This is a genomic window from Variovorax sp. 05L425 (assembly GCF_056397705.1).
Genome location: NZ_JBFTNY010000016.1, coordinates 90620 through 110084 on the forward strand (window position 1 = coordinate 90620; position 19465 = coordinate 110084).

18 protein-coding genes are annotated in these 19465 nt (G+C 65.3%); 10 read left to right on the forward strand and 8 right to left on the reverse strand.

Annotated elements, in window-relative coordinates:
• Positions 1 to 82: 82 nt before the first annotated feature.
• Genes AC1DN9_RS19185 through AC1DN9_RS19195 form a run of 3 tightly spaced genes read right to left on the reverse strand, consistent with a single transcriptional unit; the run spans position 83 to position 4015 of the window.
• Entirely contained in the window at positions 83 to 1477 is a 1395-nt protein-coding gene (locus AC1DN9_RS19185; protein ID WP_478102937.1) for an L-serine ammonia-lyase, read from the reverse strand.
• 7 nt (positions 1478 to 1484) lie between these two features.
• The gene (locus AC1DN9_RS19190; protein WP_478102938.1) at positions 1485 to 2654 is read right to left on the reverse strand and encodes a M20 aminoacylase family protein; all 1170 of its coding nucleotides are present in this window, start codon (positions 2652 to 2654) and stop codon (positions 1485 to 1487) included.
• A 23-nt stretch (positions 2655 to 2677) separates the two neighbouring features.
• A complete protein-coding gene (locus tag AC1DN9_RS19195; protein WP_478102940.1) occupies positions 2678 to 4015 on the reverse strand; it encodes a DUF3100 domain-containing protein in 1338 nt (445 codons plus the stop codon).
• Between the two features lie 140 nt (positions 4016 to 4155).
• Here AC1DN9_RS19195 and AC1DN9_RS19200 point away from each other — a divergent pair, with 140 nt between their 5' ends.
• From AC1DN9_RS19200 to AC1DN9_RS19210, 3 genes are all read left to right on the forward strand, one after another.
• Positions 4156 to 5091, forward strand: coding sequence for a LysR family transcriptional regulator (locus AC1DN9_RS19200; protein ID WP_478102941.1), 936 nt, complete (start codon positions 4156 to 4158; stop codon positions 5089 to 5091).
• A 200-nt stretch (positions 5092 to 5291) separates the two neighbouring features.
• Positions 5292 to 5987 carry a type IV toxin-antitoxin system AbiEi family antitoxin domain-containing protein gene (locus AC1DN9_RS19205; protein ID WP_478102943.1) on the forward strand — a complete coding sequence of 232 codons (696 nt, stop codon included), beginning with the start codon at positions 5292 to 5294 and terminating at the stop codon, positions 5985 to 5987.
• A complete protein-coding gene (locus AC1DN9_RS19210; protein ID WP_478102944.1) occupies positions 5984 to 6205 on the forward strand; it encodes a nucleotidyl transferase AbiEii/AbiGii toxin family protein in 222 nt (73 codons plus the stop codon). The genes AC1DN9_RS19205 and AC1DN9_RS19210 overlap by 4 nt, the downstream gene beginning before the upstream one ends.
• A gap of 54 nt (positions 6206 to 6259) precedes the next feature.
• Here AC1DN9_RS19210 and AC1DN9_RS19215 read toward each other — a convergent pair whose 3' ends face one another.
• Positions 6260 to 8068 carry an acyclic terpene utilization AtuA family protein gene (locus AC1DN9_RS19215; protein WP_478102945.1) on the reverse strand — a complete coding sequence of 603 codons (1809 nt, stop codon included), beginning with the start codon at positions 8066 to 8068 and terminating at the stop codon, positions 6260 to 6262.
• A 180-nt stretch (positions 8069 to 8248) separates the two neighbouring features.
• On the opposite strand from AC1DN9_RS19215, the gene AC1DN9_RS19220 reads away from it, so the two are divergent.
• From AC1DN9_RS19220 to AC1DN9_RS19245, 6 genes are all read left to right on the forward strand, one after another.
• Positions 8249 to 8824 carry a DUF2889 domain-containing protein gene (locus AC1DN9_RS19220; RefSeq protein WP_478102946.1) on the forward strand — a complete coding sequence of 192 codons (576 nt, stop codon included), beginning with the start codon at positions 8249 to 8251 and terminating at the stop codon, positions 8822 to 8824.
• A gap of 61 nt (positions 8825 to 8885) precedes the next feature.
• Positions 8886 to 10061, forward strand: coding sequence for an acyl-CoA dehydrogenase family protein (locus AC1DN9_RS19225; RefSeq protein WP_478102948.1), 1176 nt, complete (start codon positions 8886 to 8888; stop codon positions 10059 to 10061).
• A gap of 30 nt (positions 10062 to 10091) precedes the next feature.
• A complete protein-coding gene (locus AC1DN9_RS19230; RefSeq protein WP_478102949.1) occupies positions 10092 to 10901 on the forward strand; it encodes a TIGR03084 family metal-binding protein in 810 nt (269 codons plus the stop codon).
• A complete protein-coding gene (locus AC1DN9_RS19235) occupies positions 10898 to 11767 on the forward strand; it encodes a phosphatidylglycerol lysyltransferase domain-containing protein (RefSeq protein WP_478102950.1) in 870 nt (289 codons plus the stop codon). Before AC1DN9_RS19230 ends, AC1DN9_RS19235 begins: the two co-directional genes overlap by 4 nt.
• Positions 11768 to 11824: 57 nt before the next feature.
• Entirely contained in the window at positions 11825 to 13444 is a 1620-nt protein-coding gene (locus AC1DN9_RS19240) for an acyl-CoA carboxylase subunit beta (RefSeq protein ID WP_478102952.1), read from the forward strand.
• A 16-nt stretch (positions 13445 to 13460) separates the two neighbouring features.
• Entirely contained in the window at positions 13461 to 15473 is a 2013-nt protein-coding gene (locus tag AC1DN9_RS19245; protein ID WP_478102954.1) for an acetyl/propionyl/methylcrotonyl-CoA carboxylase subunit alpha, read from the forward strand.
• A 6-nt stretch (positions 15474 to 15479) separates the two neighbouring features.
• Here the strand turns inward: AC1DN9_RS19245 and AC1DN9_RS19250 are convergent, their stop codons facing one another.
• From AC1DN9_RS19250 to AC1DN9_RS19260, 3 genes are all read right to left on the reverse strand, one after another.
• Positions 15480 to 15950 carry an RES family NAD+ phosphorylase gene (locus AC1DN9_RS19250; RefSeq protein WP_478102955.1) on the reverse strand — a complete coding sequence of 157 codons (471 nt, stop codon included), beginning with the start codon at positions 15948 to 15950 and terminating at the stop codon, positions 15480 to 15482.
• A complete protein-coding gene (locus tag AC1DN9_RS19255) occupies positions 15947 to 16543 on the reverse strand; it encodes an antitoxin Xre/MbcA/ParS toxin-binding domain-containing protein (RefSeq protein ID WP_478102957.1) in 597 nt (198 codons plus the stop codon). The genes AC1DN9_RS19250 and AC1DN9_RS19255 overlap by 4 nt, the downstream gene beginning before the upstream one ends.
• Positions 16544 to 16608: 65 nt before the next feature.
• Entirely contained in the window at positions 16609 to 17493 is an 885-nt protein-coding gene (locus AC1DN9_RS19260; RefSeq protein ID WP_478102958.1) for a LysR family transcriptional regulator, read from the reverse strand.
• Positions 17494 to 17649: 156 nt separating this feature from the next.
• Here AC1DN9_RS19260 and AC1DN9_RS19265 point away from each other — a divergent pair, with 156 nt between their 5' ends.
• The gene (locus AC1DN9_RS19265; protein ID WP_478102959.1) at positions 17650 to 18390 is read left to right on the forward strand and encodes an SDR family oxidoreductase; all 741 of its coding nucleotides are present in this window, start codon (positions 17650 to 17652) and stop codon (positions 18388 to 18390) included.
• A gap of 10 nt (positions 18391 to 18400) precedes the next feature.
• Here AC1DN9_RS19265 and AC1DN9_RS19270 read toward each other — a convergent pair whose 3' ends face one another.
• Entirely contained in the window at positions 18401 to 19462 is a 1062-nt protein-coding gene (locus AC1DN9_RS19270) for a DUF72 domain-containing protein (RefSeq protein WP_478102960.1), read from the reverse strand.
• Positions 19463 to 19465: the final 3 nt, after the last annotated feature.

A 19465-nucleotide genomic window follows, 5' to 3' on the forward strand; every position in this document is an offset into this window, starting at 1 on the left:
CCTCCGAAACACTCATGCAGCGCAGCTTAGCGAGCTTCGCCCTGCCCGAAGGTTGCGGACGCGACAGTTGCGCCTCTCGTGGTCAGCACTCCACGACGTTGACCGCCAGACCGCCCAGCGACGTTTCCTTGTACTTCGACTTCATGTCCTCGCCGGTCTGCATCATGGTGCGGATCACCGCGTCGAGCGACACATAGTGGCTGCCGTCGCCGCGCAGGGCCATGCGCGCGGCATTGATGGCCTTGACGGCGCCCATCGCATTGCGTTCGATGCAGGGGATCTGCACCATCCCGCCGACCGGGTCGCAAGTGAGGCCGAGGTTGTGCTCCATGCCGATCTCGGCGGCATTCTCGACCTGCGCCGGCGTGCCTCCCATCGCGGCCGCGAGGGCGCCGGCTGCCATCGAGCAGGCGACGCCGACCTCGCCCTGGCAGCCGACTTCCGCGCCCGAGATGGACGCATTGGCCTTGTAGAGCATGCCGATGGCAGCAGCGGTGAGCAGGAATTCGACGATGCCGTCTTCCGATGCACCTCGGCCGAACTTGTCATAGTAGTGCAGCACGGCAGGCACAACGCCCGCTGCGCCGTTGGTCGGCGCCGTGACGACGCGGCCGCCCGCGGCGTTTTCCTCGTTGACGGCCATCGCGAAGGCGTTGACCCAGTCCATCGCCGCCAACGGATCAGCACCTTCGACGCTGCCGTCGCGCGCCAGCAGTTCGCGGTAGAGCTGCGGTGCACGACGACGGATGTTGAGGGAGCCGGGCAGGCGTTCGGAAGCGGCGGCGTTGTCGATGCCGAAGCCGCGACGCACGCATTCCTGCATCACCTGCCAGATGCGCAAGACACCTGCGCGCACATCCACCGGTGCGCGCCAGACGCTTTCGTTGGCGAGCATCAGCTGCGCCACCGACAGTCCGCTGGCCCGGGCCTGCGACATGAGCTCATCGCCGGTGCGAAAGGGATGCGGCCATGCGAGAGCGCCGGGCGCTTCCGCCGGACCAGCCTCTGCGCCGCGTTCCACCACGAAGCCGCCGCCGACCGAGAAGTAGCAGCGGTCCGTCAGCACCGACCCATCGGCAGCCAACGCGGTCAGGCGCATTCCGTTGGGATGCTCGCTCAGGGATTCGTCGCCCGCGAACTCGATGTCGCGCAATTGCTGGAACGCGACCCGCTGACGCCCCAGCAGCATCAGCTCGCCCGAGCGCCGCATGGCATTGATCCGAGACTGCACTGTCGCGGGGTCGACGGTGTCAGGCGCCTCGCCGAGCAAGCCAAGGATGACGCCCACGTCGGTCGCGTGACCGCGGCCGGTTGCGCCGAGCGAACCGTAGAGGATCACATGGACGCGTGCAGTCCGCGCCAGCAGTCCTTCGCGGTCCAGCGCGTCCGCGAACATGCGCGCGCCGCGCATCGGACCGACGGTGTGCGAACTCGACGGACCGATGCCGACCTTGAAGATATCGAAGACGGACAGCATGCGCGCACTATGCAACCGGAAGCTGCTGTTTGACCAGCGCCACCCAGTAGGCAGCGCCGAGCGGCAGGATCGCGTCGTTGAAATCGTAGTAGGGGTTGTGCACCGGCGGATCGTCCGGGCCTTCGCCCGCGCCGATGCCGATGTAGGCGCCGGGCCGCTTCTGCAGCATGAAGGCAAAGTCTTCCGAGCCCATGGCGGGCTTGATGTCGGTATGGACCTGCGCTTCGCCGACGAGGCTGGCGGCGGCGCTCACGGCGGCCGCCGTTTCGGCTGCCGTGTTGACCACGCCGGGATAGCCGCGCATGTACTTGAGCGCGACGATGGCGCCGTGCGTCTGTGCCATGCCGCTGCAGATCTGGTTCATCGCGGCTTCCAGCTTGTCCTGGATGGCGGCGTCGAGCGTGCGTGCCGTGCCGCGCAGCACGACGGTTTCGGGGACCACGTTCCAGGTGTCGCCGCCATGGATCTGCGTGACGCTGACCACCGCCGATTCGGTCGCCCCGATGCGTCGGCTCACGATGGTCTGCAGGGCGTTGATCAGTTGCGCGGAAATCATGACCGGATCGACGCCGGTCTCCGGCATCGCGCCGTGGCAGCCCTTGCCGGTGATGACGATCTCGAAGGTATCGAGGTAGGCGGTCATGGTGCCGGTGCGAATCCCGAAATGGCCGCGCGGCATGCCCGGGAAGTTGTGCATGCCGTAGACCGCATCGGCGGGAAACTGGTCGAAGAGGCCTTCGTCGACCATCTTGCGGCCGCCGCCTTCGTTTTCTTCGGCCGGCTGAAAAACGAAGTGCACGGTGCCTCCAAAGGGCCTGTGGCGCGCCAGGTGGTCGGCCGCGCCCAGCAGCATGGCCGTGTGGCCGTCGTGGCCGCACCCGTGCATCTTGCCGGCGCAGGTGGACTTGTGAGCGCGGTCGCCGAGCTCGGTCATGTTGAGCGCATCGAGGTCGGCGCGCAGCGCGATGCTCGGGCCGTCGCCGTTTCGGAGCGTGCCCACCACGCCGGTGCCCGCGAGTCCGCGATGCACGGGGATGTCCATCAGCATCAGCGCATTGGCGACGACATTGGCGGTCCGGTGTTCCTCGAAGGCGGTTTCTGGATTGGCGTGGATGTCGTGGCGCCAGGCCAGCATGCGGGCGCGGGTGTCTTCGGCAATCTCGGGGTCACGGTACATGGTGGATTCCGGTTCTGTCGTGGTCAGTGGAAGAATTCGGCGATCAATGTCGCGCCAATGAAGGTGCCGGCAGTCGCAGTCAGCGAGACGACGACAATGCGCCATCCAAGCTGCCGGAAGATCGGCAGGTCCTTGGCGACAGAGAAGCCCGCCAGCGCCAGCACCGGTGTCGTGAACGCCAGGAAATTGAGCTTCGCCGTCACGGCGATGAGCGCATCGGAGAAGGGGAGCAGGCCGGGAACGCCGAAGACGGTCGCCACCAGCGAGAGCACCAGCACCATCGGCATCTTCGGAATCAGCCGCTTGGCAATGTCGACCAGCAGCACGATGGCGACGATCGCGAGCATGCCGACGAGCGACTCCCACAGCGGCACCTTGTAAGACAGCAGGTTGCCGATCATCACGCCGCCAGTGATCACGGTCCATGCCACCAGCTTGTCCGCAAAGGAGAGTTCGGATGCGCCCATGCCGGCGCTTGCACCGGTCAACGCAGCGCTGTCCGCCGGTTGGCGCTTCGAAAAGCGTCCGAGCACTGGCTCCAGCTTGCCGTACAACCACGAACACAGCGGCAGCGAGAGAAAGAGTGTGAAGTAGAAGCCGACCACCGTGGTCAGCAGATTGGACGCGGCGGCGATGGCGGTGAGTTGGGGCAGCATGTCCGCCGGTTGCTGAGCGCCGATCGCGCCGATGGCGGCGGCCATCAGGCTGCCCGAGCCGACGCCGGCGCCCATGGCGAGCGAACGCGGGTCGAAGATGTGCAAGCTGGTGATGAAGCCCGCCAGCACCGCGATGAACAACGCGCCGAGTACCGTTCCGGTGATGTATTCGGCGAGCACGCCGCGCCCCTCGGGCGAGTCCATGCCGTACTTCTCGCCGATGATCACCAGATTGCCTTCGCGTCCCACCGAAAAGGTCGCACCCACGGCTTCGCGCTTGATGCCCAGCAGCAGTGCAAGCGGCAACCCCAGCGCGAGCGTGCCGAGCGCATGGCCGAATTCCTGGAAGACCAGCGCCCATCCGGCTTGCTTGACTTGCGGCAGCGCGGCGCCGACCGTCAAGCCCAGCTTGACCATGAAGAGCAGCAGGCCCGCATTGAGCAATCCGCCCGCGTAGCCCTGCAGGCCGACCGTCACGCGCGCCGTCGAAGGCAGCCGACGGGATGCGATGCCCCAGGCGGCGGCGATCAGCAGCGCCCACAACATCGGCAGTAGAACGACCTTTCCAGGGCCCAGCTTGAACTGCGTGGCGCCGATCAGCTCCGCGATCGTCACGACGACCAGGGACACGACAACGAGCTTGAGCTTGCCGGAGCCGGAGCAATTCAAAGATTCGGGGGCGAGCGTGACGGAGGCGGAAGTCATGGGAAGTGTTCGACCTTCTTGAAGACACCCGGGGCGGGTGCGGCAAGTCTCAAAGAAAGGACTTCGTGCATCAATGACAAAATGTCCGGATCTTTGTTGCATTAAATGCAACGCTCGCCGAACGATCCCGGAGCATCCGAATGGACGACAAGTTGGAAACGCGCCGGCTGCGCTACTTCATGCAGGTCCTCGAAAGCGGCTCGGTCCGTGGCGCGGCCGAAGTGCTCGACATGGACCCGTCGGCCGTGAGTCGCGCGATCGGCCTTCTGGAAACGGAATGCGGCACGCGCCTGCTGGAGCGCCGCGGCCGGGGTGTCGTGCCGACCGACGCGGGCGAACTTCTGGCCGGCTATTTGCGCCGCCAGCAGAGCCAGAAGCAGCACTTGCTGGCGCAGATGGACAGCATCCGCAAGGTCGAGCGCGGCCACATCGACATCGTGGCTGGCGAAGGATTCGTCGACTGGCTGATGCGCAACAGCCTTCGCACCTTCATGCGCGCGCATCCCGGGATCACCATTGCGCTCGATGTCGGCAGCAGCGACGAGATCGTCAAGCGCATCGTCGACGAGCGGGCGCATATCGGCATGCTGTTCCAGCCGCCGAAGGACGAACGCCTGCGCTCGCACCATTCGCATCCACAGCCCATCGAGACCCTGGTCCTGAAGACGCATCCGCTGGCGCTGCTGGATCGTCCGCTCAAGCTGGCCGACCTGACGCCGTATCCCGGCGCGACTCTGCATCGCAGCTTCGGCGTGCGCCAGCACATCGAGGCGGCGGAAATCAGCGAGGGTGTGCGCCTCAATGCGTTGCTCACGACGAGTTCATTCAGCGCGCTGGGGCATTTCGTCGCGGCGGGACTGGGCTACGCGCTTTCGACCCGCCTGTCGCTTCCGGCGCATCTGGATACGTCGGAAATCAGCGCGTTGCCCATGAAGAATCCGCTGCTGTATCAAGGGCGCACGCACATCATCTCGCGCCACGGCCGGGTGCTGGCGCCAGCGGCGACCGAACTGTTGCGACAGATCGTGAGCGATACGGTGTCGAATGCCGGTCCTGGTTCGATGGCCGGCCGCTGACTGGGCGAAGGAGTTGGCTTATTCCAAATCGTATGCAAAAAACGAAGAATTGTGTAGAGTTTTGCGTATGATTCGGAATGCCATCGCTAGGCCAATTTCTTGACGCTCAACTCGAACAGGGTCGCGGTTACTTCTCCCAGGAGGAAGCACTGACCGCTCTCGGCGTTCAGCCTAGAGCCCTGGCCGCATCCATTACGCGATTGACGAAGAAGCGGCGGCTCGCCAATCCGCGACACGGGTTCTATCTCATTCTTCGCCCCGAAGACCGGATCGCCGGTGCGCCGGATCCGGCGCAATGGATCGGTCCCCTGATGAAGCACCAGAATCTCGACTATCGCGTTTCGTTGCTTCGGGCGGCTGCATTCCACGGCTCCTCTCATCAAGCGGCCATGGTTTTCCAGGTGGTGGTGCCTCGGCAACTGAGGGACTTCGAGATCGGCCGCCATCGCCTCCAATTTCTCTACCAGACCTCCGCGTCGTTTGAGCAGGTCAATCGACCCGAGTATCTGGCACAACTGAAGAGCGCCGCCGGATTCGCCAACGTTGCCGGCGTCGAGTTGACCTTGCTGGATTCCGCCCGCTACCTTCACAAGGCCGCCGGCATCAGCGGCGTCGCGCAGATCGCGAGTGACATCGGTGCCCAAGCCGACCCGCGTTTGCTGGCTCGCATTGCCGATGCCTACGAAAACTCTTCAGTGCGTCGGCTCGGCTATCTGCTGGAACGAGCCGGTCACGAACGGCAAGCCCGAGCGCTCGAATCCTTCGCCAAGAAAGCCAGGACGCTCGTTCTTCTGGATCCCTCTGTGAAACCGCTGATCGAATCGCTCCCCGACCTTCAAGAGAAGGATTCGAGATGGAAGCTGATCATCAATGAAACCCTGGAAATCGACACTTGATCCCCTCTGCATATATTCAGGCCTGGAGCGCGAAGACGCCTTGGCCCGACCCACGACAGGTTGAGCAGGACCTGATCATCTGCCGCGCCTTGTGCGACCTGTTCAATGCACCCTCCCTGGCCGGCAAGATCGCGTTTCGCGGCGGTACCGCCATCCACAAGCTGCTCTTCAAGCAGCCTCTGCGTTACTCCGAAGACATCCCTCTGGTCGAGCGCTGAACCGGGTGCAGGTGCGGCACGCGGAATCGATTTACCAAGCTGACACCAGCGTGCTCAGAGCAGCTTCGAAGCCTCGGCGATCGGAATAGGCACGGTCATGTCCAACAGCATCTGCGCCATCCCCTTGCCGAGCGGGTCCATGCGCATGGAGGACGGCCCGCCGCCGTCCAAAGCATCATGGAGCAGCAGATTCATCCCCGCGATGCCCGGCAGGTAGAAGCGCTCGAACTTGCCGTGCACCATGTGCGCGAAATACGCGCCCACCACCTCGGGCGTGACGCGCGACCAGATGAGCGGCAGCCATTCAGGTCGGCGCGCCACGAGGCCGATATTCGACAGGTTGCCTTTGTCGCCGCTGCGCGCCCAGGCTAGTTCGATCAGGCGCACTTCCACTTGTTGGCCGCCGTCTTCCGCGAAGGTCGGGGGCTCTGCGATCGCCACGGCCTGCGCCGGGCTGACGGCTGGCGGCACCGCCACGGCGTGTCGTTGATCATCGAGCACGAAAGCCATCGGCACCGCCTCCTTGGCGAGCAAAAAGGCGAAGGGCTTGATCAGCGGCGACACCGCCGGCCGGCCGCCGCCGGGCCCCGTGGTACCGGGTGACCACGAAGTACCCGATGGTGCAATCTCGCGCGCGAACATCGCCAGCGCGGCCTTCTGGGGATGGTTGGCAACCACGCGCATCATGACCTCGCGCACATGCCGCGTACGCGCGTGCGGGCCATAGAGCGATTCAGCGCCGATCACCTCGATGTAGGTCGACGTGAACGGCGGCAGGCCCATTTCGGCGAGGATTTCGCTCGTTCGCTCGATGATCGACTCGGCCGTGCGCACCGCCTTCTTCTCGGCATCGATACCGACGATCACCATGCTCCCAGCGCAACGGAAACCGTCCAGTTGGGTTGCCGAGACCTTGTAGCTCGGCGACGGCGCACGGCCACGCGCCGGGCTCACGCGCACCCGGTCGGCGCCTTGCTGCTCGATCGTTACTTCCCGGAAGTCGCAGCTCACGTCGGGCAGCATGTAGGCGCCCGGGTCGCCGATTTCGTAGAGCAGTTGCTCGGCCACGCACGCCCGTATCACCTTGCCGCCGGTGCCTTCGGGCTTGGTCACGACAAAGCTGCCGTCGGCATGGCATTCGACGATCGGATAGCCGATGTGAGCCCAGTCGGGGATATCTGCCCAGTCGGTGTGCAGGCCGCCTGTCGCCTGACAGCCGCATTCGATGATGTGGCCCGCCAGACTGCCGGAGGAAAGCAGGTCGTAGTCGTCGGCGCGCCAGCCGAACTCGTGCATCAGCGGGCCGAGCGTGACGGCGCTGTCGACGCAGCGGCCCGTGATGACCACGTCGGCGCCCGCTGCCAGCGCGGCGGCAATGGGAAGTGCGCCCAGGTAGGCGTTGGCGCTCAATACCTTCTCAGGCAGCGACTCGTCGGTGAACATGTCCTTCGTGCCGGCATCGCGCACGACGGGCATCTGCGCGCTCACGTCATCGCCTTCGACCACCGCGATGCGCAGTGCCACGCCTTCGGCCTCGGCCAATGCCTGGAGCGCGGCAGCGCAGCCGTGCGGATTGATGCCGCCGGCATTGCTCACGACCTTGATGCCCTGGCGCTTGACCTCTGCCAGCACCGGCTTCATCGCGATGTCGACGAAATCCGTGGCGTAGCCCATCTCCGGCTTCTTGGCGCGCGCCGCGGCCAGGATCGCCATCGTCGTTTCGGCCAGATAGTCGAACACCAGGTAGTCGAGGCGGCCGAGCTTCACCAACTGCGGCGCCGCCACCATGCTGTCGCCCCAGAAACCTGAGGCACCCCCGACGCGAACGGTCTTCTGCACGGCGGCGGGCGTGGGCGTGGTCATGGCGAACGGTCCTCTATGGCAACGGATGAAGCGAGCTTAGGCGAGGAGGGCGGGGCGACGCTTGCGCCAACTCGCTGCGTGGGGGCAAGCGCTGCGGAGGAGACAACCGACGAGGCGCTGGGGCATGATCGGATGGCCGCTGCTTCATGTTCCATGTGTCTTTCCTGCGCGGCATCTGCCATGTCATTGCCTCCACCTACCGCCGAGCGCGCTCCTGCCCACGGCCGAACCATCACCATCCGCGGTTATCGCCGCAACGATGGCCTCTGGGACATCGAAGGTCACCTTCGCGACGTTCGCGACCAGCATTTCAAGTTTCCGGGCGGCGAAAGGCCGGGCGGTGAGGCGATCCATTCGATGTGGCTGCGTCTCACGGTGGACAACTCGGCGCTGATCGTCGATGCAGTCGCCGCAACGGAGGATTCGCCGTTTCCCGATGCCTGCGGCGACATCGCGCCGAACTACGCAGGGCTGATCGGCCTGCGCGTGGGGGCGGGATTCAACCGTCACATCTCGAAGCTTTTCGGCGGGATTCGCGGTTGCACCCACATGTCGGAGTTGCTTCGGACCATGGCGACCGGTGTCATCCAGACGCTCGCCGGCACCAACCTCACGGTGTCGGAGACGGAGAAGCCCTTCCAGCTCGACGGCTGCCACGCGTTGGCGAGCGACGGACCGCGCGTGGCACTGTTCTATCCACGCTGGTATCGGCCGGGGAAGGACGATCCGGACGCCGAGGTGGACCCGCAGTCATAGCCAGTCGGCGCAAGACCGTCCGGCCTCGGCGCGGCTAGCCTTGGCGGACAAGGAGACATCCATGGAGTTTCTGGAGGCGCCGCCGCTCCCTTTCTATTTCTCGCCAGAGCATGAGCAGTTCCGCGCCAGCCTGCGCGAATTCGTGGCGAAGGAAATCACGCCTTTCGTCGCCGAATGGGATGAGGCCGAGACCTTCCCCCGCGAACTCTATGCGCGCGCAGCGTCGCTTGGCGTCCAAGGCCTCGGCTATCCGGAGGCCTACGGCGGCACCCCGGCAGACGTGTTCTATCAAATCGTGGTGGCCGAAGAATTCGCGCGTTGCGGCGGTGGCGGCCTGCAGGCCTCGCTGAACTCCCACAGCATCGCCTTGCCGCCCATCCTCCTGGCGGGCAGCGAGGCGCTCAAACAGCGTGTGATTCCGCGGGTGCTCGCCGGCGAGAAGATCGCGGCGCTGGCCGTGACCGAGCCCTCGGGCGGCTCGGACGTGGCGGCCCTGAAGACCACGGCCGTCCGTGAAGGCGACCACTACATCGTCAACGGCGAGAAGACCTTCATCACGTCCGGCATGCGCGCCGATTTCATCACCACCGCCGTGCGCACCGACCCGGCCAACAAGGGTGCCGGCGGCATTTCGGTGCTGGTGATCGACGGCGACACGCCCGGCCTCACGCGCTCGCCGCTCAAGAAGATGGGCTGGTGGAGTTCCGACACGGCGCATCTGCGCTTCGAGAACTGCCGCGTGCCTGCGGCGAATCTCGTGGGCGTCGAGAACAAGGGCTTCAAGACCTTCATGAACAACTTCAACAGCGAGCGCCTCTTCATGTCGGCGTCGGCCTGCGGCTTTGCGGAGGTGTGCCTGGAAGAGGCTGTCGACTGGGCGCGGCAGCGCACCATCTTCGGCATGCCGCTGTCCGAACGCCAGGTAGTGAGACACAAGCTCATGGACATGACGCTGCGCATCGACGCCGCACGCACGCTGGTCTACGACCTGGCCTACCGCATCGAGCACAAGCTGGCCGACCCTGCACGGCTGGTGGCGCGCGTGTGCCTGGCCAAGGTGCAGGCCACGCAGGCAATGCAGTTCTGCGCCGACCAGGCCGTGCAGCTTCTCGGTGGCATGGGCTTCATGCGCGGCACGCGCAGCGAACGCATCTACCGCGAGGTCAAGGTCATGATGATCGGCGGCGGCTCCGAGGAGGTCATGAAAGACCTGGCGGCGCGCCAACTCGGCCTTTGATCGGCCGCTGAGATAACCAGGGCAAGCACGATGAAAGATACCGCCGACGATCTCCGCGCCGAATACCGTGCGCTCGCGGACCTCTGCCGCACGCTGACACCCGGGCAATGGCGCCTGCGCAGCGAGTTCTACGGCTGGACGCCCTGGGACGAAGTGGCCCACCTCTGCTTCTTCGACGAGACCGCCTTGCTCGCGGTCACCGATGCAGACGCCTTCGCACGCGATGCCCAGGTGCTCAACGAGATGCTCGCCGCCGGCAAGGAGTTCAGCACGATCGCGCGCGACAAATACGGCCACCTCGATGGTGCAGCACTTCTCGCGCTCTGGGAGCCGATCGCGATGCGCCTGACCGATGTGCTCGCGGGCCTCGACCCCAAGGCGCGGCTGCCCTGGTACGGGCCGATGATGAGCGCGCGCTCCTTCGCCACAGCGCGCCTGATGGAGACCTGGGCGCATGGCCAGGATGTGTGGGACGTGCTCCGGCGCCGCAGGCCCGGCACGGCGCGCCTGAAGCACATCGCGCACATTGGCGTCACGACCTTCGGGTGGACCTTTGTCAATCGAGGACTGCCGGTACCGCCCGTGGTGCCGTACATCGAACTCGAAGCGCCCGACGGCGAAACCTGGCGTTGGGGCGATCCGACTTCGACGGAGTCGGTGCGCGGCACCGCGCTCGATTTCTGTCTGCTCGTGACCCAGCGGCGCAACGTTGCGGACACGGCGCTGCGCTATACGCAAGGCAGCGCGAAGCAATGGCTGTCGATCGCGCAATGCTTCGCCGGTCCTCCCGCCGACCCGCCGGCACCCGGCGTGCGCAAGGTGGATGACGCCAACGCATGACCGGATTGCCGCTGGCGCTCGATATGCAGGCGCCGATCGAGGCGGCGCTTTCGCGGCTGCGTGAGGGCAGCGCCGAGTGGTGTCTGTCCGACCACACTTTCTCCAATCTCTATCTGTTCCGTGCCGCGCACGACTATCGCTATCTTCCCGGCGAGTGGCCGTGCGTGTCGGGTCGAACCTACGACGGAACACGACACCTGATGCCCCTGTTTGCGTCCGCGGACGCGCCGCTCGAAGTCCTGCTCGGGCTGCTCGAAGGCCACGATTGCCTCTATCCGGTAGCGCGGCGCGATGCCGACGCGCTGCCATCCGAGGTCTTCAGCCTGTCGGATTCACCGGACGACGCCGACTATCTCTACGCAGCGACACAGTTCGCGGACTACCCGGGCCGCGCACTCGCCGCGAAACGCAGCCAAGTACGGCAGTTGTTGGCCACCCACACCCTCTCGGCCGAGCCCTTCGGCGAAGCATGGACCGGCGCGGCACGCGAGGTGCTGCGCGGCTGGATGGCGCAAAAGGGAAAAAGCGAGGGTGAAGCCGATGAAGCGGCCTGCATCGAAGCGCTCGACCATGCCGCGCGCTTCGGATTCGAAGGCTTTGTCCATTTCGCGAACGGTTTCCCCGCAGGCTTCGTCCTGGCGCAGGCGCTGCAGCCGGGCGTGTTCGTGATGCGTTTCGCCAAAGGCCTCGACAGCCATATCGGCATCTATCCGCACATGTTCCAGCACTTCTGCCGCGCCTTCGCGCGCCCGGTCACCTGGCTCAACTTCGAGCAGGACATGGGACTGCCGGGTTTCCGGCGCAGCAAGCGCTCGTACGGGCCCTCCGCGCTGATCCCCAAATTCCGGGTTCGTCGGCGTGCCTGACGGCGATGCAGCCACTTCGCGCAAGACCGGCCGGGACCCGGTGCCTAAGCTCGACGAATGGCAACCATTGAATCGACCATTTCCAGCGGCAGCGAAGCCTTCAAGGCGAACGCCGAAGGCATGCAGGCCTTGATCGAGCGCGTGCGTGGCTACGAGCAGCGCAGCATCGCGACATCGGCCAAATCACGCGAACGCTTCGAGAAGCGCGGCCAACTGCTCCCACGCGAGCGGCTGTCTCTTCTGCTCGATCCCGGCACGCCTTTCCTCGAGATTTCATCGCTTGCGGGACTGGGCCTGGACAACCCCGACTTGGAGAAAAGCGTTCCGGGGGGCGGCGTGATCGCCGGCATCGGCTGGGTCTCCGGCGTGCGCGTCATGGTCAATGCATCTGATTCCGGCATCGATGCCGGTGCGCTGCAGCCGATGGGCATTCCGAAGCAGTTGCGCATTCAGGAACTTGCGCTGGAGAACAAGCTGCCGTACGTGCAACTCGTCGAAAGCGCGGGCGCCAATCTCATGACCTACAAGGTCGAGGAATTCATCACCGGCGGGAGCCTGTTTCGCAACCTCGCGCGCATGTCGGCCGCCGGCTTGCCCGTCATCACCGTGACGCACGGCTCATCGACGGCAGGCGGCGCCTACCAGACGGGCCTGTCGGATTACATCGTGATGGTGCGCGGGCGTTCGCGGGCCTTCCTGGCCGGGCCGCCGCTGCTGAAGGCCGCCACCGGCGAGATCGCGACCGAAGAAGAACTCGGCGGCGCGGTGATGCACACGTCGATCTCGGGCCTGGGCGACTATCTTGCAGAGGACGACCGCGACGCCATCCGCATCGCGCGCGAGATCCTCGCCAACATCGACTGGAATCGCGACCTGCCACAGGAGCCGCCGCGGCGCTACAAGCCGCCGCGCCACGACGCCGAGGAGTTGCTCGGCATCATGCCGATGGATCCCAAGCGCCCGGTCGACATGAAGCAGGTGATCGCGCGCATCGCCGACGACTCGGAGTTTCTCGAATTCGGCGAAAACTACGGCAGCGCCACCGTGGTGGGCCACATCAAGATCGAAGGACTGCCGCTGGGCATCGTGACCAACAACGGCCCGATCGACCTGGCCGGCGCGACCAAGGCCACGCATTTCATCCAGGCCTGCTGCCAGTCGAAGACGCCGCTTCTCTACCTCAACAACACGACCGGCTACATGGTGGGCAAGGACTACGAGGAGGGCGGCATGATCAAGCACGGCTCGAAGATGATCCAGGCCGTGACCAATGCCACCGTGCCGCAGATCACGATCTATTGCGGCGCATCCTTCGGGGCCGGCAACTACGGTATGTGCGGCCGCGGCTTTCATCCACGCTTCTGCTTTTCATGGCCGAACGCCAAGACTGCGGTGATGGGGGGTGAGCAAGCTGCCAGGACGATGGTCATGGTCACCGAGGCGGCAATGAAGCGCAAGGGCGAGGTCGACCAGGCGAAGCTCGACGATCTGGAGCGCCGCATCATCGAGCGCTTCGACAGCCAGATGAGCGTGTTCACCACCAGCGCGCGCGTGCTCGACGACGGCGTGATCGATCCGCGCGACACGCGCGCCGTGCTCTCGAACGTGCTCTCGATCTGCCGCGAAGCTGAATTGCGCCAACCGCAAAAGATGCAGTTCTCGGTGGCCCGCCCATGACCTACGGGTTCCATTCATGACCGCACCCGCACCCACTTCCCACGCCACGCCTTTTCACAAGCTGCTCATCGCCAATCGCGGCGAGATCGCATTGCGCGTGATCCGCAGCGCGCGCTCTCTCGGTTATCGCACCGTGGCCGTCTACTCCACCGCGGACGCCCAGGCGCGCCACGTACAAGAGGCCGATCAGGCCGTGTGCATCGGCGAACCGCTGCCGGCGCAGTCGTATCTGAACATCCCTGCGATCATCGAAGCCGCAAAGCTCAGCGGTGCCGACGCGGTGCATCCGGGCTACGGCTTTCTCGCGGAAAACGAAGATTTCGCGCGGGCTTGCAAGGACGCGGGACTGGTCTTCATCGGCCCCTCGGCCGAGGCCATCGCATCGATGGGCAACAAGGCCGGCGCCAAGACCTTGATGCAGGCGGCCGGCGTGCCTTGCATTCCGGGCTACCAGGGCGAAGACCAGAGCGAGGAGCGCCTGGTACGAGAGACCGCGCGCATCGGCTTCCCGGTGATGATCAAGGCCACGGCCGGTGGGGGAGGCCGCGGCATGCGGCTTGTCTCGTCCGCGGAGGAGTTTCCCGACCTGCTGCGCAGCGCGCGCTCGGAGGCGCAGAGCGCGTTCGGGAATCCGGAGGTGATCCTCGAGCGTGCCATCGTCGAGCCGCGCCATATCGAGATCCAGGTCTTTGCGGATCGCCACGGCAACGCGATCCATCTTGGCGAACGCGATTGCTCGGTGCAGCGGCGCCATCAGAAGCTGATCGAGGAGGCGCCGTCGCCCGCAGTGAATGCCGAACTCCGCGAGCGCATGGGCGCAACGGCAGTGGCGGCGGTCAAGGCGATTCGCTACGAAGGCGCGGGAACGCTCGAATTCCTGCTCGATCGCGAAGGCAACTTCTACTTCATGGAGATGAACACGCGGTTGCAGGTGGAGCACCCCGTGACCGAGGCCGTGACCGGGTTGGATCTGGTGGAACTGCAACTGCGCGTCGCGGCCGGCGAGCCGCTGCCGTTGTCCCAGGAGCATGTCCGTCTTGACGGCCATGCGATCGAAGTGCGGCTGTGCGCGGAAGATGTCGACAAGGGCTTCATGCCGCAAAGCGGCGCGGTCGCACTCTGGAGGATGCCCGCGCGATTGCGCGTTGAAGAAGCGTTGCAGGACGGCGGCGAAATCCCGCCGTTCTACGACTCGATGATCGCGAAGATCATCAGTCACGGCCGCACGCGCGACGAGGCGCGGCGAAAGCTCGTCTCAGGCCTTGAAGACATGGTGGCGCTCGGCGTGACGACCAATCAGGCTTTCCTGCGGCGTTGCATTTCGCATCCGGTATTCGCAAGCGGCGGAGCGACGACGGCCTTCATTGGCCAGCATCACGACGAACTGCTTGCGACAGACGCCGTCACGCAAGAGCGGGCCGCGGCGCTCGCCGCCGTGCTTCTCTACGAGACGACCGGCGAGCGTCGCCCACAGCCGCAAGGACGTCGCATGTGGCACAGCCTGCCCATATCGGCGCGCTTCGAACTTGCCGGGCAGCTTCGCAGTGCCGGCATGGTGCTGTCCGAACGGCGGCACTTCGATGTCACCTTGGGCGGAACGACTTTTGCCATCGAGTTGATCACGCTCGGCGACGACGCGGTGCGAGTCATTTGCGACGGCGTGCTCGAAAGCGCTACCTACCATCGCGACGGCCCGATGCTGCTCATGCACTACCGCGGCCTCTCGTTGCATGTGGAGGACAAGAGCCGCGCTGCCCCGGCGCGACAAGGCGAGTCGGGCGGGGATGGCAAGCTGCGCGCATCGATGAATGGACGCGTGGTTGCCGTACTGGCCGAGGTGGGTCAACAGGTCCGAGCCGGCCAGCCGATCGTGACGCTGGAGGCGATGAAGATGGAGCACGTCCACACCGCGCCGTTGAGCGGCAGGCTCGCGGCGGTGCATGTCTCGAACGGTGATCAGGTGGCGGCCAGCCGCGTGGTGGCCGAGATCGAAGCTGATGCGGCCGAGCCCGTCGAAGCGGGCCGGTGAGGCGCTTCAGTTGAACATCCGGGGATCGAACTCGAGAGGATTGCGCTCGACATGCACCGCGATGTGCCGGTACTGAGGGTGATCGGGATTGATGACCAGGTTCAGGTCGCCCGGCTCGACTGCTGAAGGAACCCATAGGCCCAAGGTCTGGCCCCGCTCGCGCCATTGCAGCCCGACCGCCTGCGTCAGAGCCTGGTTCGTCACCCAGTCCGCGGGCAGGGCGGACATGACGCTCGCATCGAGCGTCGCCTCATCGGGCAAGTCGAGCCGCATCAGCGCCAGATTCCTCGGCGCAATGCCGTTGCAATTCACGCGCATTTCCAGTTGGCAGATGGACCGGCTCGAACCCGCGTAGACCACCGGTTTTCCGACAGGCGGCAAGGGATGCCATCGCCCGGCAGCCAATGTGGAGCCGATCCACAGGGAGTCGAGCGTGAGATTCCTGGTGCTCGCGATGCGCCAGACGGGCAGCGTCAAACGACGCCCCCGTGTTCGATCGCATTCAGGATTTCGCGCACACGCTCGGCGCCGAATTCGTTGGACGCGAATTCCAGCGGCGTCTTGCCGTCGAGCAGCGGATGGGACTTGGTCATCCAGGCCGGGCCGTCTTCGCCGAAAACCTCGGCGGCCCGGACCAGGAGGTCGGAGTGGCGCAGCATGCGCTCGGTCACGGTGGCGTCCAGGTCCTTGTCGCCGCCGCCCTTGCGCGACAGCATCGAAGGCGTGAGGTTGAGCGCGATCTGCAGGTCCTTGCGGCGCTCCAGTCCGGAGGCGGCGAACCATTCGTCGATGACTCTGGCCCTGACCGGGGATGCCGCCATTTCGGCCGCTTGTTGGCGGTTGAAGAGCAGGATGCCGTGCGCCGCGTCGTTGCCGGCCGCGTGAAAGACCCAGAGGGGGCGGTTCTCGCCGATGCTGCCATAGGCCGCCTCGAACACGCGCTGGAACTTGGCGGCCTGGCCGTACGCGGCAGCGTCTTCGGCCGCCACGGCGACAGGCTTCGAGCCGAGGCGGGGGTATCGCCGTGTCTTGGCCGCCGGTTGTTTGCTCGATCGTTGGGTGGAAGTCATGGCTCAGACACTAGCATAGTTGCAAATGCAATGCTGGTATGTTGCATTTGAATGAATCCAAGCGTTCAGCGCATCCGATCCGCCACCCAGTCCACGAAGACGCGCACACGCGCCGACAACTGCCTGTGATGTGGATAGAGCACCGAAACTGGCATCGGCGCAGGCCTGAATTCCGTGAGCACCTCGCGCAGCGCACCAGACGCCAGCAGTTCCTGCACGTGGTAGCGTGGCAGCTGCACGACGCCCAGCCCGGCCTCGCAACAGGCGACGTAGGCATCCGCATGACTCACCGTGACCGAGCCGCGCAACTGCATCGCCTGCCGTTCTCCGTCGACGGTGAACTCGAAGGGCAGGACCTTGCCGCTGGCGTTCGCGTAGTTCACTGCGCGGTGGGCGCGGAATTCATCCGGCGTCATGGGCTCGCCGAAGCGGTCAAGGTAGGCGGCGCTCGCACACGTCACTTGCTCAAGCAGCGCGACGCGTCGGCCCACCATGCTTGACTCGCGCGGCTCGCCGGCGCGCAGCACGCAGTCGATGCGCTCGCGCACCAGGTCGACCAAACGGTCGCCGAGGCCGATCTCCAGCTCGATGTCGGGGTACTTGTCGAAGAAATCGCCGATGTGTGGCAGCAGGAAATACCGGGCGAGGGTGCCTTGCAGGTCGACGCGCAACTTGCCCTTCGGCTTCGCCGCCGATTGGGTGAAGGCGGCCTCCGTTTCCTCGAGATCGGCCAACAGTTGCTGGCAGCGCTGGTAATACGCCTCGCCGTCCAGCGTGGCGCTGACTTGCCGCGTGGTCCGGTGCAGCAGGCGAACACCGAGACGTCTTTCAAGCTGCTGGATGGTGTGCGTGACCGTCGCGCGCGGCAGCTGAAGCTCGTCCGCGGCCTTGGTGAAGCTGCGCTGGTCGACGATGCGCACGAAGACTCGCATGGCTTCGAAACGGTCCATCTGAAAGCCCTCAATTGTTTGTTCTGATTGAACAGTGAAGGCAAATCTAACGCATTTATCTGAAAGGCGATAGACAGAACAATTCATTCACCGACTCGGCAATGAGCGGCGAAATCAGCCCTCAACCAACGTCAACCCAACCCATGGGAATCCGTCATGAATAACGCTTCACAGGTCGCCATCGTCACCGGCGCATCGCGTGGCATCGGCGCCGCTATCGCAACCCGTCTTGCCAAGGATGGCTACAAGGTCATCGTCAACTACGCCGGCAACGCCAAGGAAGCCGCGAAGGTGGTGGAAACCATCGCAGCCGCCGGCGGCGAGGCAAAGGCCGTGCAGGCCGATGTGGCCGACCCGGCTGCCGCCCGCCGCCTCTTCGACGAAGCGCTGCTCGCCTATGGCCGCGTGGACGTGCTCGTGAACAACGCGGGGATCATGCCGCCCGCCTTGCCGCATCTCGCGGACACGGACGACCAGACCTTCGATCGCTTGTTCGCTGTGAACGTCAAGGGCAGTTTCAACACCCTGCGCGAGGCCGCGAGCCGCCTTCAATCGGGTGGCCGTATCGTGAACTTCTCGACCAGTGTGATCGGCCTGGCCTTGCCCGGCTATGCGGTGTACGCGGCGACCAAGGGCGCGATCGAGGTCATGACCAACATCCTCGCCAAGGAATTGCGCGGACGGAACATCACCGTCAACGCCGTTGCGCCGGGACCCACGGCCACCGCATTGTTCCTCGACGGCAAGACGCCCGAAGCGGTCGAGCGCCTCGCCAAGGCTGCGCCGCTGGAACGGCTCGGTACGCCGGATGACATCGCAACCGCGGTCGCTCAACTGGCGGCTCCCGGCGGTTGGGTGAACGGCCAGACGCTGCGCGTCAACGGCGGCCTTGTCTGAGCCGACGCCTTCAGCGCCGCAATTGCCGCACTGCCTCGGCCAGGGCTTGCACGGTCAGCGGCGCCGAGCCCTCGGCCTCGTTGCTGATGGTGACGTAGGCGCGATGGCCTGCGCTCGTGGTTCCGTGGATCACCCGCGCCAGGGTGGTCCGGGTCTCGGGATCGAGGTCGACCAGCTTGTCGAACGGCTCGTACAGCGTCTTGGCTTCTTCGTAGCCATAGGCGCCGTGTCGCCGGTGGAGGTTCCATCGGCACACGAGCGGTCCGGGCCAGAGGGCGCGCAGCAGCGGAAGCTGATCCTCGATGGGCGGCATCTTGGAGTGAAGACCGAGGCAGTAAGTCGCGCCTGCTTCCCGGAGCACATCGCAGAAGGCAGGCGTCAGGAACTCCGGATTGCGCACTTCGACCGCGATCACGGCGTCGGGAGCGATAGGGCGCAGGGGCGGCATCGCCTTCAACATCGCGCCGAGCCGGTCGAGGATTTCAGGGAGCCGGCCCAGCATCGGGCCGGGCAGGGGACTGAGCTGGAACACCAGCGCGCCCAGCTTGGCGCCCAGGCCATCGAGCGCCGGCTGGACGAATTCCATCGCAGCGAGCATCGGGTCCAGAAAGGCCGGATTGGGCTCCATACCGCGCCCATCCTCGCCGCGCACCACGGCATCGGCGACGAGGCTCGGCGCCTTCACGACGAAGCGGAAATCCTCCGGCACCTGCGCCGCATAGACCGAGAACTGGCTGGCGGACAAAGGCTTGTAGAAGCTGCGGTCGATGCTCACCGCGCGAAACAGCGGATGCTGGACATAGGCCGCGAGGCCGTGTTTGGACAGGACGGATGGTTCGTAGTCGCCGTCCCAGACTGTGTCCTTCCATCCCGGGAAGGACCAGGACGATGTGCCCAGGCGCAGGCCCGGCGGAAGATCTGCCGCGAGCGCCTGGAGCAACGGATCGGGTGAAACCGCCTGGACCTTTGCCGTGCGCTTGCCAGCACGCTTCCCGGCAGCGGGAGCAAGTGACGGCGAGGGTGCCGGCTCGTCGTCCGGCTCGCTCAGGTCGTCGAAAAGAGATTCCTGCATCAG

Excerpts from the sequence above, each read along its gene's own strand:
- AC1DN9_RS19185 (WP_478102937.1), bottom strand. The coding sequence starts at position 1,477 with ATGCTGTCCGTCTTCGATATCTTCAAGGTCGGCATCGGTCCGTCGAGT.
- AC1DN9_RS19190 (WP_478102938.1), bottom strand. The coding sequence starts at position 2,654 with ATGTACCGTGACCCCGAGATTGCCGAAGACACCCGCGCCCGCATGCTG.
- AC1DN9_RS19195 (WP_478102940.1), bottom strand. The coding sequence starts at position 4,015 with ATGACTTCCGCCTCCGTCACGCTCGCCCCCGAATCTTTGAATTGCTCC.
- AC1DN9_RS19200 (WP_478102941.1), top strand. The coding sequence starts at position 4,156 with ATGGACGACAAGTTGGAAACGCGCCGGCTGCGCTACTTCATGCAGGTC.
- AC1DN9_RS19215 (WP_478102945.1), bottom strand. The coding sequence starts at position 8,068 with ATGACCACGCCCACGCCCGCCGCCGTGCAGAAGACCGTTCGCGTCGGG.
- AC1DN9_RS19220 (WP_478102946.1), top strand. The coding sequence starts at position 8,249 with ATGTCATTGCCTCCACCTACCGCCGAGCGCGCTCCTGCCCACGGCCGA.
- AC1DN9_RS19225 (WP_478102948.1), top strand. The coding sequence starts at position 8,886 with ATGGAGTTTCTGGAGGCGCCGCCGCTCCCTTTCTATTTCTCGCCAGAG.
- AC1DN9_RS19230 (WP_478102949.1), top strand. The coding sequence starts at position 10,092 with ATGAAAGATACCGCCGACGATCTCCGCGCCGAATACCGTGCGCTCGCG.
- AC1DN9_RS19235 (WP_478102950.1), top strand. The coding sequence starts at position 10,898 with ATGACCGGATTGCCGCTGGCGCTCGATATGCAGGCGCCGATCGAGGCG.
- AC1DN9_RS19240 (WP_478102952.1), top strand. The coding sequence starts at position 11,825 with ATGGCAACCATTGAATCGACCATTTCCAGCGGCAGCGAAGCCTTCAAG.
- AC1DN9_RS19245 (WP_478102954.1), top strand. The coding sequence starts at position 13,461 with ATGACCGCACCCGCACCCACTTCCCACGCCACGCCTTTTCACAAGCTG.
- AC1DN9_RS19255 (WP_478102957.1), bottom strand. The coding sequence starts at position 16,543 with ATGACTTCCACCCAACGATCGAGCAAACAACCGGCGGCCAAGACACGG.
- AC1DN9_RS19260 (WP_478102958.1), bottom strand. The coding sequence starts at position 17,493 with ATGGACCGTTTCGAAGCCATGCGAGTCTTCGTGCGCATCGTCGACCAG.
- AC1DN9_RS19265 (WP_478102959.1), top strand. The coding sequence starts at position 17,650 with ATGAATAACGCTTCACAGGTCGCCATCGTCACCGGCGCATCGCGTGGC.
- AC1DN9_RS19270 (WP_478102960.1), bottom strand. The coding sequence starts at position 19,462 with ATGCAGGAATCTCTTTTCGACGACCTGAGCGAGCCGGACGACGAGCCG.